Genomic DNA, 13,061 nt, shown 5'->3' with positions numbered 1-13,061 from the left:
GGAATGGGAATGGCTACTGATCCTCAAAACAACATCAAACGGCAGGGGCGTCTGGCGGCAATCGTCATCGCTGTGACCGGATTGTTGTGGGTCGGAAGCACCTTTGCTGGCAACTCCCTCGGCTGGTCCAACCGGACCATGGCCCTGATGGACATGCTGGCGCTGGCCGGGTTCGTTTTCGGACTGGTCGTAACGTATCGGATCTGGCGCGCGCGTCAGACGGATGAAGGATAGAAGCTAATGCTGCAGGATAAAGACCGGATCTTTACCAACCTCTATGGCATGCACGAGCGTACCCTTGCGGGCGCCAAAGCGCGCGGTCACTGGGACGGCACAGCCGGGATCATCAAAAAAGGTCGCGACTGGATCATCGACCAGATGAAAGCCTCGGGCCTGCGGGGTCGTGGTGGGGCGGGTTTCCCGACCGGTCTGAAATGGTCCTTCATGCCGAAAGAAAGCGACGGGCGTCCGGCCTATCTGGTGATCAACGCCGACGAATCCGAGCCGGGTACCTGTAAAGACCGCGAGATCATGCGCCATGATCCGCACACACTGATCGAAGGCGCGCTGATCGCGTCCTTCGCGATGAATGCAAATACCGCCTACATCTACATCCGTGGCGAGTTCATCCGCGAGCGTGAAGCGCTGCAAGCGGCGATTGACGAAGCCTATGACGCGGGTCTGCTGGGCAAGAACGCTGCGAAATCCGGTTGGGATTTCGACCTGTTCCTGCATCACGGTGCGGGCGCTTATATCTGCGGTGAAGAAACCGCGCTGATCGAAAGCCTTGAAGGCAAAAAAGGCATGCCCCGCATGAAGCCGCCATTTCCGGCGGGTGCGGGTTTGTATGGCTGCCCGACCACGGTGAACAACGTGGAATCGATTGCTGTTGTCCCGACCATCCTGCGCCGTGGTCCCGAATGGTTCGCGGGCTTTGGCCGCGCCAATAACGCGGGCACGAAGCTCTTTGGCATTTCGGGTCACGTGAACAACCCGTGCGTGGTGGAAGAGGCGATGTCGATCAGCTTTGAAGAACTGATCGAGAAGCATTGCGGCGGTATTCGCGGCGGCTGGGACAACCTGAAAGCGGTTATTCCGGGCGGCTCCTCTGTGCCGTGTGTCCGCGCCGAGAACATGCGCGACGCGATCATGGATTTCGACTATCTGCGCGGCGAGCTGGGCTCGGGCCTTGGGACCGCGGCTGTGATCGTCATGGACCAGTCCACCGATATCATCAAAGCCATCTGGCGTCTGTCGAAGTTCTATAAGCACGAAAGCTGCGGCCAGTGTACGCCGTGCCGTGAAGGCACCGGCTGGATGATGCGCGTGATGGATCGTCTGGTGAAAGGCGAGGCCGATGTGGAAGAGATCGACATGCTGTGGGACGTGACCAAGCAGGTCGAAGGTCACACGATCTGTGCGCTGGGGGATGCGGCCGCATGGCCGATCCAGGGCCTGATCAACAACTTCCGCGACGAAATCGAAGACCGCATTCGCGTAAACAAACAGGGCAAGGTCAGCATCGCTGCTGAGTAAGCAGACGGTTGACCGGGTAGAGGCGAGACAATGATCAAGCAGAACAACATACTGAAAACAGGCGGTTTCCCGCCCGTTTCAGCGCGTTGTTATTGCATGACAGCGCCGTGCATCACCATCTCCTTTCTACGAAAAGGAGATTTGACATGATGCGTATTCGTACTGTTTTTCTGGCCACTGCCCTGACGGCACTTGCTGGCGCTGGGATGGCATCTGCCACCGACTATGATCTGCTGCGCAAAGATGCACGGATGCATAATGAACTGCTGGGCGCCTCGGTTGCCTATCTGATCGACGAAAACTGTGACGCGCTGAAGCTGCGCAAGCTGCGCCTTTTGAACAAGGCCTTTTCGCTGCGCAAGCACGCCATGTCACTGGGCTTCTCGCATGGCGAGGTCATGGCTTACGTGGACAGCGACATCGAACAGGACCGTTTCCGTGCCATCGCCGAGCCTCTGCTGGCGTCGAAAGGCGTGGTTGCGGGTCAGGAAGAAACCTATTGCACGGTGGGCCGTGCCGAAATTGAAAAACGTTCTTTTGCGGGCTCGTTACTGTACGAGCGCTGAGGGCAAGACTGTGTGGGCACGGTGAAAACACCGGCTCATGAAACGAAAAAGGGACCGTGATGAGCGACCTGAAAAAGATCGTCATTGACGACATGGAAGTCGAAGTGGACGGCGCGATGACGCTGATCCAGGCATGTGAAGTGGCCGGGATCGAGGTTCCGCGTTTCTGCTATCACGAGCGTCTGTCGATTGCGGGCAACTGCCGCATGTGTCTGGTCGAGGTCGTGGGCGGTCCGCCCAAGCCAGCAGCCTCTTGCGCCATGCAGGTGCGCGATCTGCGCCCCGGCCCAGAAGGCCAACCTCCGGTCGTGAAAACCAACTCGCCCATGGTCAAGAAGGCCCGCGAAGGCGTGATGGAATTCATGCTGATCAACCACCCGCTGGATTGTCCGATTTGCGACCAAGGTGGCGAATGCGACCTTCAGGATCAGGCGATGGCCTATGGCATGTCCGGCACGCGTTTTAACGAGATGAAGCGCTCGGTCGATGATCTGGATCTGGGGCCGCTGGTCTCGACCGCGATGACCCGCTGTATTTCCTGCACCCGCTGCGTGCGTTTCACGTCGGAAATCGCTGGCATCACGCAGATGGGCCAGACTGGTCGCGGCGAAGACGCCGAGATCACCAGCTATCTGAACCAGACGCTGGACAGCAACATGCAGGGCAACATCATCGACCTTTGCCCGGTTGGTGCTCTGACCTCGAAACCTTATGCGTTCACCGCCCGCCCGTGGGAACTGACCAAGACCGAGACCATCGACGTGATGGACGCGCTTGGCTCGAATATCCGCGTGGACACCAAGGGTCGTGAAGTCATGCGTGTGCTGCCGCGTAACCATGATGGTGTGAACGAAGAGTGGATTTCGGACAAGACGCGTTTCATCTGGGACGGTCTGCGTCGTCAGCGTCTGGACGTGCCTTACATCCGCGAAAACGGCAAATTGCGCAAAGCCACCTGGGGGGAGGCTCTGTCGAAAGCTGCCGAGGCGCTGAAAGGTGCGGGTAAGGTCGCCGGTCTGATCGGTGATCTGGCCTCGGCCGAGGCGACGTTCTCGCTCAAGACCATCGTCGAGGGTCTGGGTGGCAACGTGGAATGCCGCACCGATAACGCACGTCTGCCGATTGACAACCGCTCGGGCTATGTGGGCACCGCGTCGATCGAAGATATCGACAACGCCAAGTTCATTCAGCTGATCGGCACCAACCCGCGTGTTGAAGCTCCGGTTCTGAACGCCCGCATCCGCAAGGCGTGGCTGAAAGGTGCCGAGGTCGGTTTGGTCGGTGAAGCTGTCGATCTGACCTATGACTACGCACATGTGGGCAATGACCGCGCCGCGCTGGAAAGCATCGTGGGCAAGGATTACGGCGCCGTGAAAGACGCACCGAGCGTGGTGATCGTCGGGCAGGGCGCTTTGCGTGAAGCTGACGGTTTGGCTGTCCTGTCCAATGCCATGAAACTGGCTGAAGACACTGGATCGAAGCTGATGATCCTGCACACTGCGGCTGGCCGCGTGGGCGCGATGGATCTGGGCGCTGTCACCGAAGGTGGCATGGAAGCGGCAACTGCTGGTGCTGACGTCATCTTCAACATGGGCGCCGACGAGATTGAAATCGCAGACGGTCCCTTTGTTATCTATCAGGGCAGCCACGGTGACCGCGGCGCGATGCGCGCCGACGTGATCCTGCCGGGCGCTGCTTACACGGAAGAAAGCGGTCTGTTCGTGAACACCGAGGGCCGCCCGCAGGTTGCCCTGCGCGCCAACTTCGCACCGGGCGAGGCCAAGGAAAACTGGGCCATCCTGCGTGCGCTGTCGGCTGAACTGGGCGCGACCCTGCCTTGGGACACCCAAGCTGGCCTGCGCCGCGCCATGGTTGAAGCGGCTCCGGTTCTGGGCGGCGTCGATCAGGTGGCTGAGAATGAATGGCAGGCACTGCCGGTCGAGAAGATGGGCAACGCGTCCTTCCGCTATGTGATTGGCGACTTCTATCTGACCAACCCGATTGCTCGGGCGTCGGAAGTTATGGCTGAACTGTCCGCACAAGCGCGCGCCCGCACGGGTGCGCCGCTGGCTGCTGAATGAATATGGAATACCTACGGTCTGAGGGCATGAAGAGATATGTATGAATTCTTCACCACAACAAACTTAGGCATCGCGCTTTTGATCATTGGTCAGTGTCTGCTGATCGTGGTCCCGCTTCTGGTGGCGCTGGCCTTTCTGCTCTATTTCGACCGCAAGGTCTGGGCAGCCGTTCAGCTGCGCAAAGGCCCCAACGTTGTTGGCGCTTTCGGCGTGCTGCAATCCTTTGCGGACTTCCTGAAATACGTGCTGAAGGAAATCGTGGTGCCTGCGGGTGCGGACCGGTTTGTCTTTATGCTGGCCCCGATGCTGAGCTTCGTGCTTGCGATGGTCGCCTGGGCGGTAATCCCGTTCAACGACGGCTGGGTGCTGGCGGATGTGAACGTCGCGATCCTGTTCGTCTTCGCGGTCTCCTCGCTCGAGGTCTACGGCGTGATCATGGGCGGCTGGGCATCGAACTCGAAATACCCTTTCCTTGGCTCGCTTCGCTCGGCAGCACAGATGATTTCTTACGAAGTCTCGATCGGCCTGATCATCATCGGTGTGATCATCTCGACTGGCTCGATGAACTTCGGTGACATCGTGAACGCACAGGACGGTGCTGGCCTCTTCAGCTGGTACTGGCTGCCGCACTTCCCGATGGTCTTCCTGTTCCTGATCTCGGCGCTGGCTGAAACCAACCGCCCACCGTTTGACCTTCCAGAAGCGGAATCCGAACTGGTTGCTGGCTATCAGGTTGAATACTCGTCGACCCCGTTCCTGCTGTTCATGATCGGTGAATATGTGGCCATCGTTCTGATGTGTACGCTGATCTCGATCCTGTTCTTCGGTGGCTGGCTGTCGCCGGTCGAGGCGCTGCCGGATGGCATCCTGTGGCTGTTTGCGAAGATTTTCTTCTTCTTCTTCGTCTTCTCGATGGTGAAGGCCATCACGCCGCGCTACCGCTATGACCAACTGATGCGCATTGGCTGGAAAGTCTTCCTGCCGCTGTCGCTGGGTTGGGTCGTGCTGGTCGCATTCTTCGCCCAATACGGGGCATTCTGGGGCGCTTATGCCCGCTGGACTGTGGGGGGCTGATCAATGGCTTTTGATTACGCACGCGCAACGAAGTACTTCCTGCTGATGGACTTCATGAAAGGGTTCCAGCTGGGCCTGAAGTACTTCTTCTCGAAGAAGGCGACGATCAACTACCCGTTCGAAAAGGGCCCGCTGTCGCCGCGCTTCCGTGGTGAACACGCACTGCGCCGTTATCCCAACGGGGAAGAGCGCTGCATCGCCTGTAAACTGTGCGAGGCAATCTGCCCCGCCCAAGCGATCACCATCGACGCGGAACCCCGCGAAGACGGCTCGCGCCGCACCACGCGCTATGACATCGACATGACCAAATGCATCTATTGCGGCTTCTGTCAGGAAGCCTGCCCGGTGGATGCGATTGTCGAAGGTCCGAATTTCGAGTTCGCGACGGAAACCCGCGAAGAGCTGTTCTATGACAAAGCAAAACTGCTTGAGAACGGCGAACGCTGGGAAGCCGAGATCGCGCGCAACATCGAACTTGACGCGCCCTATCGCTGAGGAGCATCCAATGGACGACTTTTCCAAGAAATACGCTGAAATGCTGGAGCAGGGCACCTTGATGCTCCGCGCCTTCAACCCCGCGCTCGAGAAGTTCGTTCCCGAGGGTTTGGACAAGCTGATGCCCACCATGCCGAAAGACATGATGGACATGATGTTTGGCAATGCCTTCAACAAGGATGGTCTGGACACGAAAACCCGCATGCTGGTGGCCCTTGCCGGGCTAGTGGCGGCGGGCGCGCAGGCCGGACCTCAGCTGAAAGTGACTGTGCGCCATGCTTTGGAAGCGGGTGCTACCGAAAAAGAGATCGCGGAAGTGATCTATCAAATGTCCATGTTGGGCGGCCTGCCGGCGATGAACCGGGCGCTTGAAGAAGCAAATGCCGTCTTTGCCGAAAACGAGGAGGGGAACGCATGAGCGTTGCCGATTTCGCCTTTTACCTCTTTGCCCTGACCACCGTGGTCGGCGGGTTCTTTACCGTGATGGCAAGAAACCCCGTGCACTCGGTCCTGTGGCTGATCACTGCCTTCATTGGAGCCACCGGTCTGTTTGTCCTGCTGGGCGCCGAGTTCGTGGCGATGCTGCTGATGATCGTCTATGTGGGCGCGGTTGCGGTGTTGTTCCTGTTTGTCGTCATGATGCTGGACGTTGATTTCGCCGCCCTGAAGGCCGAGATGTCGAAATCTCTGCCGCTGGCACTGCTGATCGGTGTGATCCTGCTGATGGAACTGGGCACCATCTTCGGTGTGTGGCAGTTCGCTGACGGGGCCGAGGCCGCACGTGCTTCTGTCACCCCCGCGCTGGACGTTGCCCACAATACCGAGGCTCTGGGCCAGATCCTCTATACCCAATACATCCTGCTCTTCCAGCTGGCAGGTCTGATCCTGCTGGTCGCCATGATCGGCGCGATCGTCCTGACCCTGCGCCACCGCACGAATGTGAAGCGCCAGAACGTGATGGCCCAGATGCACCGCGACCCGGCCAAAGCGATGGAGATCATCGACGTGAAACCGGGGCAGGGGCTTTAAGAGGCTGAGATGAACAAGAATAAAACGATGTGGGCGCTAGACGATGCGTCCGGAATGGAAGGGACAAAATGGTAGGTCTTGAACATTATCTCGCAGTTGGTGCGGCGCTGTTCGTCATCGGCATTTTCGGGCTCTTCCTGAACCGTAAGAACGTCATCATCCTGCTGATGTCGATCGAATTGATGCTTCTATCGGTGAATATCAACCTTGTCGCCTTTTCGTCCTATCTGGGCGATCTGACGGGGCAGGTCTTCACGCTCTTTGTACTGACCGTGGCCGCTGCTGAAGCCGCCATTGGTCTGGCGATCCTTGTCAGCTTCTTCCGCAACCGCGGCACAATCGCTGTCGAAGATGTCAACGTGATGAAAGGCTAACCAAGAATGGTACAGTTCATCCTTTTTGCCCCGCTTTTTGGCGCGTTGGTCGCTGGCTTCGGCCACCGGTTCATCGGAGACAAGGGCGCGCAGATCCTGACAACAGCCTTGCTGTTCTGGTCGGCGTTCCTGTCGTGGATCACCTTCTTTGGCCTTGGCTCCGAGACACAGACCATCCACCTAATGGATTGGGTGCAGTCGGGCAGCCTGTCGGTTGACTGGTCGATCCGTCTGGACCGTCTGACCGCGATCATGCTGGTTGTTGTGACCTCGGTCTCGTCGCTGGTTCACCTTTATTCGATGGGCTATATGGCCCACGATCCGCAGTTCGAGGGCGAAAGCTATCGCCCCCGCTTCTTCGCCTATCTGTCCTTCTTCACCTTCACCATGTTGATGCTTGTGACCTCGGACAACCTCTTGCAGATGTTCTTCGGCTGGGAGGGTGTGGGTGTTGCTTCGTACCTGCTGATCGGCTTTTACTACAAGAAACCCTCGGCCAACGCGGCGGCGATCAAAGCCTTTGTTGTAAACCGCGTGGGTGACTTTGGCTTCGCGCTGGGGATCTTCGGCCTGTTCTACATGACCGACAGCATCCGCTTTGACGACGTGTTTGCAGCCGCACCTGCGCTGGCGGAAACCAACATCCACTTCCTGTGGACGGATTGGAACGCTGCCAACCTGCTGGCCTTCCTGCTGTTTGTTGGCGCGATGGGTAAATCGGCGCAGCTGATCCTGCACACCTGGCTTCCGGACGCGATGGAAGGTCCGACCCCGGTGTCGGCGCTGATCCACGCCGCGACCATGGTGACCGCGGGTGTCTTCCTGGTCTGCCGCATGTCGCCCCTGATGGAATACGCGCCCGAGGCGACCAACTTCATCGTCTTCCTTGGCGCCACCACCGCGTTCTTCGCGGCCACCGTGGGCCTTGTGCAAAACGACATCAAACGCGTGATTGCATATTCGACCTGTTCGCAGCTGGGCTACATGTTCGTGGCTGCAGGCGTCGGCGTCTATTCGGTCGCCATGTTCCACCTGTTCACCCACGCCTTCTTCAAGGCGATGCTGTTCCTTGGTGCCGGTTCGGTTATCCACGGAATGCATCACGAGCAGGACATGAGGAACTATGGCAACCTGCGTAAGAAGCTGCCCATCACTTTCTGGGCGATGATGATCGGTACGCTGGCCATCACCGGTGTCGGCATCCCGCTGACCACCATCGGCTTTGCAGGCTTCCTGTCGAAAGACGCTGTGATTGAAAGCGCATTTGCAGGCACCAATGGCGGATACGCCTTCTGGATGCTTGTCATCGCAGCGCTGTTCACCAGCTTCTACAGCTGGCGTCTGATGTTCATGACCTTCTATGGCAAACAGCGCGGCGACAAGCACACGCACGAGCATGCCCATGAAAGCCCGCTGGTCATGACCATCCCGCTGGGTGTTCTGGCCATTGGTGCGATCTTTGCCGGTATGATCTGGTATGGCCCGTTCTTCGGTAAAGAAGACAAAGTGAATCAGTTCTTCGGCATCGAGGCGCATGCTTCGGCGACCCATGGCGAAGCTGCTGATAGTCACGGCGATGATCATGCAGAGGATACGCACGCTGACGAAGGCCACGCCACGGAAGAAGCGCATGCTGAAACAATGGCAGATCCAGCCCATGCGGCTGTTGCAGCTGCCCATCACGGCGAAGCACCGAAAGGGGCCATCTTCATGCACCCGGACAACCACGTCCTGCATGACGCGCATTATGTGCCGAAATGGGTCAAGGTCTCGCCCTTTATTGCGATGATCATCGGTTTCGCCACGGCCTTCTGGTTCTACATCCTGAACCCGTCGTTGCCCAAGCGTCTCGCGGCCACGTTCCCGCTGGTCTACAACTTCCTTCTGAACAAATGGTACTTCGACGAGATCTACGACATCCTCTTCGTGAAACCTGCGTTCATCGTTGGGCGGTTCCTGTGGAAGCGCGGTGACGGCAACGTGATTGACGGCTTCCTGAATGGTGTGGCGATGGGCATCGTGCCTTGGTTCACCAAACAGGCTGGCCGTGCACAGACCGGTTACGTCTTCTCTTATGCCTTCGCGATGGTCCTTGGCATCGTCGCCTTGGTGACAATCATGATTATCTTCAGCGGTGGAGCGCACTAATGAACAACCTGCTTTCCATCATCACCTTCCTGCCGCTGGTCGCGGCGGTGATCCTCGCGCTGTTCTTGCGCGGCGATGACGAAGCGGCCGCGCGCAACGCGAAATATCTTGCGCTGGCAGCGACGGTTGCAACCTTCCTTTTCTCGCTTCTGGTGCTTGTCGGGTTTGATCCCGCGGACACCGGCTTCCAGTTTGTGGAAGAGGGCGAGTGGATCATGGGTCTGAAGTATAAGATGGGCGTCGACGGGATCTCGGTCCTATTTGTGATGCTCACCACCTTCATGATGCCTCTGACCATCTGGGCCAGCTGGGGCGTGACGTCGCGCGTGAAGGAATACATGATCGCCTTCCTGCTGCTCGAGACCCTAATGCTGGGCGTCTTCATGGCGCTGGATTTGGTGCTGTTCTACCTGTTCTTCGAAGCAGGTCTGATCCCGATGTTCCTGATCATCGGTATCTGGGGCGGCAAAGAGCGCATCTACGCATCCTTCAAGTTCTTCCTTTATACGTTCCTTGGCTCGGTCCTGATGCTGGTTGCGATGATCTATATGTTCGTCGACGCAGGCACGACGGATATTCCGACGTTGACGGCACACAAGTTTGGTTCGGAAGACTTCAGCCTTCTGGGCATCCAGATCGTAGGTGGCGCACAAACGCTTCTGTTCTTGGCCTTCTTTGCAAGCTTCGCAGTGAAGATGCCGATGTGGCCGGTCCACACCTGGTTGCCTGACGCACACGTTCAAGCGCCAACTGCAGGTTCGGTTGTGCTGGCTGCGATCCTGCTGAAAATGGGCGGCTACGGCTTCCTGCGCTTCAGCTTGCCGATGTTCCCCGTCGGGGCCGATGTCATGGCCTGCTTCGTTCTGTGGATGTCGGCGATTGCCATCGTCTATACTTCGCTGGTGGCGCTGGTTCAGGAAGACATGAAAAAGCTGATCGCCTATTCGTCGGTTGCCCACATGGGTTATGTCACTGCCGGTATCTTCTCGCTAAACCAACAAGGTCTGGACGGGGCGATCTTCCAGATGATCAGCCACGGCTTCATCTCGGGCGCGCTCTTCCTGTGTGTGGGAGTCATCTATGACCGCATGCACACCCGCGACATCGACGCCTATGGTGGCCTTGTGAACCGCATGCCGGCCTACGCGCTGATCTTCATGTTCTTCACCATGGCGAACGTGGGCCTGCCGGGCACTTCGGGTTTTGTCGGTGAATTCCTGACGCTGGTCGGCATGTTCAAAGCCAATACCTGGGTGGCCTTGGTTGCGACCTCGGGTGTGATCTTCTCGGCCGCTTATGCGCTGTACCTCTATCGCCGCGTCGTCTTTGGCGACCTGATCAAGGAAAGCCTGAAGTCGATCACTGAAATGAACGCTCGCGAGAAAGCAATCTTCGCACCGCTCGTCTTCATGACCCTGCTTCTGGGTGTCTACCCATCACTGGTCACGGACATCATTGGCCCCTCGGTCGAGGCGCTTCTGACCAACTTCCACGCCGCTATCCCTGCAGACGCAGAGATGGCTCAGGCCGCAGCGCATTAAGGAGAGCGAAAGATGAGCTCTGTTGATATTCAAACGGTTCTGCCTGAGCTGATCCTTGCGGTCTATGCGATGGTGGCGCTTCTGGGCGCGGTCTATACGTCGAAGGACGGGCTGGCCAAGCCGATCACCTGGATCACTGGCGCCGTCATGGTGCTTGTGGCCCTGATGGTCGCAGGCGGAGACGGCAACACAGCGGCCTTCGGCGGCATGTTCCTGGACGATGCGTATTCGCGTTTCGCTAAGGTTGCGATCCTTCTGGCCGCCGCTGCGGTTCTGGTCATGGGCGAGGCAACCATGTCGCGCCGTGGCCTGCTGAAATTCGAGTATCCGATCCTCGTGACGCTCGGCACTGTTGGTATGATGGTCATGGTCTCGGCTGGTGATCTGATGACGCTCTACATGGGCCTCGAACTGCAGTCGTTGTCGCTTTACGTCGTTGCGTCGCTGAACCGCGATAGCGTGAAGTCGACCGAAGCCGGTCTGAAATACTTCGTTCTGGGCGCGTTGTCCTCGGGCCTGCTGCTCTACGGTTCGTCGCTGGTCTACGGCTATTCGGGTACCACACTGTTCTCGGGCATTATCGAGGCCGCAAACCACGGTCAGGTTGGCCTTGGTCTGCTGATCGGTCTGGTCTTTGTGACCGCTGGTCTGGCCTTCAAGGTATCCGCCGTACCGTTCCACATGTGGACGCCGGACGTGTACGAAGGCGCACCGACCCCGGTTACCGCCTTCTTCGCCACCGCGCCGAAACTGGCCGCAATGGGCCTGTTCGCCCGTGTTCTGTTTGACGCTTTCGGTCAGGCCGTTGGCGACTGGCAGCAGATCATCGCGCTTCTGGCTGTGCTATCCATGTTCCTTGGTGCTTTCGCTGCGATCGGACAAACCAACATCAAGCGTCTGATGGCGTACTCATCCATTGCCCATATGGGTTTTGCCCTGCTGGGTCTGGCCGCGGGCAGCGAGTATGGCGTTCAGGCGATGCTGCTTTACATGGCCGTCTACCTGACCATGAACATCGGGACCTTCGCCTTCATCATGTCGATGGAGCGTGACGGTCGTCCCGTCACCGACATCGCGGCGCTGAACCAGTTCGCCGTGAACGATAAACTGAAGGGTCTGGCCATGCTGATCCTCTTGTTCTCGCTGGCAGGTGTGCCGCCGATGCTGGGCTTCTTCGCCAAATATGGTGTGCTGATCGCCGCCGTTCAGGCCGGAATGGCGTGGCTGGCGGTTGCTGGTGTGATCGCTTCGGTGATCGGTGCCTTCTACTACCTGCGCATCGTGTACTTCATGTATTTCGGTGAAGAAGGCGAAGGGCTGGAGCTGAACATGTCGCCTGCCGCATGGGCTGCTCTGATGGGATCGGCTGCGATCATCCTTCTGGGTGTCGTGAACTTCTTCGGCATCGAAGGCGCCGCTGCTGCGGCTGCTGAAGCCCTTGTCAAATAACGCGCTGCCCAAATGGCCCGAAGGTGTTGAGAAACGCGTTCTGGCCAGTGTGGACAGCACCAATGAAGAGGCCCGGCGTATCGCGCCGGGCCTTTTGGGCCCCACATGGGTGCTTGCGCATCAGCAAACCGCCGGGCGCGGACGGCGGGGCAGGCCATGGGCCGCACCGCGCGGCCACTTCTCGGCGACGCTGGTCATGCGTCCGAACGAGACCCCGGATAAGGTCGCGCTACGCAGCTTCGTGGCATCTTTGGCGCTTTATGATGCATTCGCCACGGCCACCGGGCGCACTAGCGGATTGTCGTTGAAATGGCCCAATGACGTGCTTCTGAATGGCGGTAAGGTGGCCGGCATCCTTCTGGAAAGCGCGGGCCTTGCAGGGGGGCAGGTCAGCCACATCGCTATTGGGATCGGCGTAAACCTGATCGACGCACCACAGACGGAACAGGTCGAAGCCACCGCCGTGGCGCCCGTCAGTCTGGCTGGAGAGACGGGCGTGCAGCTGACACCCGAGGAGTTTTTGGGCTTTTTGGCTCCGGCTTATCAGCACTTTGAGTCCCAGTTCACCACCTACGGGTTCGAGCCAATTCGCGAGGCGTGGCTGGCCCGTGCCGCCCGTCTTGGGGAAGTCATTACCGCCCGCACGACGCGCGACGAATACGTGGGACGATTTGAAACAGTGGACGCGCAGGGCAACCTTGTCCTATCAACAGCAAAATCCCGCGAGGTCATCCCCGCGGCCGAGATCTTTTTCTGAAGGAGTGGCCC

13 protein-coding genes are annotated in these 13,061 nt (G+C 58.6%); all 13 read left to right on the top strand.

From position 1 onward, the window contains the following. The first annotated feature begins 9 nt into the window (after positions 1–9). The 13 genes from G0Q00_RS04060 (at position 10) to G0Q00_RS04000 (ending at position 13,050) form a co-directional block, all read left to right on the top strand. Entirely contained in the window at positions 10–234 is a 225-nt protein-coding gene (locus tag G0Q00_RS04060) for a DUF5337 domain-containing protein (protein ID WP_163036626.1), read from the top strand. Between the two features lie 6 nt (positions 235–240). Then, entirely contained in the window at positions 241–1,536 is a 1,296-nt protein-coding gene (gene nuoF, locus G0Q00_RS04055; protein ID WP_163036624.1) for an NADH-quinone oxidoreductase subunit NuoF, read from the top strand. Between the two features lie 146 nt (positions 1,537–1,682). Next, complete coding sequence (locus G0Q00_RS04050) at positions 1,683–2,102, top strand: DUF5333 family protein (protein WP_163036622.1); 420 nt, start codon at positions 1,683–1,685, stop codon at positions 2,100–2,102. Positions 2,103–2,161: 59 nt separating this feature from the next. Continuing rightward, the gene (gene nuoG, locus G0Q00_RS04045) at positions 2,162–4,183 is read left to right on the top strand and encodes an NADH-quinone oxidoreductase subunit NuoG (RefSeq protein WP_163036620.1); all 2,022 of its coding nucleotides are present in this window, start codon (positions 2,162–2,164) and stop codon (positions 4,181–4,183) included. A 36-nt stretch (positions 4,184–4,219) separates the two neighbouring features. Further along, positions 4,220–5,257, top strand: coding sequence for an NADH-quinone oxidoreductase subunit NuoH (gene nuoH, locus G0Q00_RS04040; protein WP_163036618.1), 1,038 nt, complete (start codon positions 4,220–4,222; stop codon positions 5,255–5,257). A 3-nt stretch (positions 5,258–5,260) separates the two neighbouring features. Continuing rightward, positions 5,261–5,752 (top strand): NADH-quinone oxidoreductase subunit NuoI, encoded by a 492-nt coding sequence (nuoI, locus tag G0Q00_RS04035; RefSeq protein WP_163036616.1) that lies wholly within the window; start codon positions 5,261–5,263, stop codon positions 5,750–5,752. Positions 5,753–5,762: 10 nt separating this feature from the next. Further along, positions 5,763–6,170 (top strand): carboxymuconolactone decarboxylase family protein, encoded by a 408-nt coding sequence (locus G0Q00_RS04030; RefSeq protein WP_163036614.1) that lies wholly within the window; start codon positions 5,763–5,765, stop codon positions 6,168–6,170. Continuing rightward, positions 6,167–6,781, top strand: a complete 615-nt coding sequence (locus tag G0Q00_RS04025; protein ID WP_163036612.1) for an NADH-quinone oxidoreductase subunit J — start codon at positions 6,167–6,169, stop codon at positions 6,779–6,781. The genes G0Q00_RS04030 and G0Q00_RS04025 overlap by 4 nt, the downstream gene beginning before the upstream one ends. Positions 6,782–6,849: 68 nt before the next feature. Continuing rightward, positions 6,850–7,155 (top strand): NADH-quinone oxidoreductase subunit NuoK, encoded by a 306-nt coding sequence (gene nuoK / locus G0Q00_RS04020; RefSeq protein WP_108856011.1) that lies wholly within the window; start codon positions 6,850–6,852, stop codon positions 7,153–7,155. A gap of 6 nt (positions 7,156–7,161) precedes the next feature. Next, a complete protein-coding gene (gene nuoL, locus G0Q00_RS04015; protein WP_163036610.1) occupies positions 7,162–9,303 on the top strand; it encodes an NADH-quinone oxidoreductase subunit L in 2,142 nt (713 codons plus the stop codon). After that, positions 9,303–10,844: an NADH-quinone oxidoreductase subunit M gene (locus G0Q00_RS04010; RefSeq protein WP_163036608.1), complete on the top strand. Its 1,542-nt coding sequence runs from the start codon at positions 9,303–9,305 to the stop codon at positions 10,842–10,844. The genes nuoL and G0Q00_RS04010 overlap by 1 nt, the downstream gene beginning before the upstream one ends. A 12-nt stretch (positions 10,845–10,856) precedes the next feature. Then, a complete protein-coding gene (nuoN, locus tag G0Q00_RS04005; RefSeq protein ID WP_163036606.1) occupies positions 10,857–12,293 on the top strand; it encodes an NADH-quinone oxidoreductase subunit NuoN in 1,437 nt (478 codons plus the stop codon). 4 nt (positions 12,294–12,297) lie between these two features. Further along, complete coding sequence (locus G0Q00_RS04000; RefSeq protein WP_163038290.1) at positions 12,298–13,050, top strand: biotin--[acetyl-CoA-carboxylase] ligase; 753 nt, start codon at positions 12,298–12,300, stop codon at positions 13,048–13,050. Positions 13,051–13,061 lie beyond the last annotated feature (11 nt).

Origin of the sequence: Aliiroseovarius sp. PrR006 (genome assembly GCF_010500215.1) — a bacterium.
In the GTDB taxonomy this organism is placed as follows: domain Bacteria; phylum Pseudomonadota; class Alphaproteobacteria; order Rhodobacterales; family Rhodobacteraceae; genus Aliiroseovarius.
The sequence above is the reverse complement of the archived record's forward strand: the minus strand, read 5'-3'. Positions and strand labels throughout refer to the sequence as shown.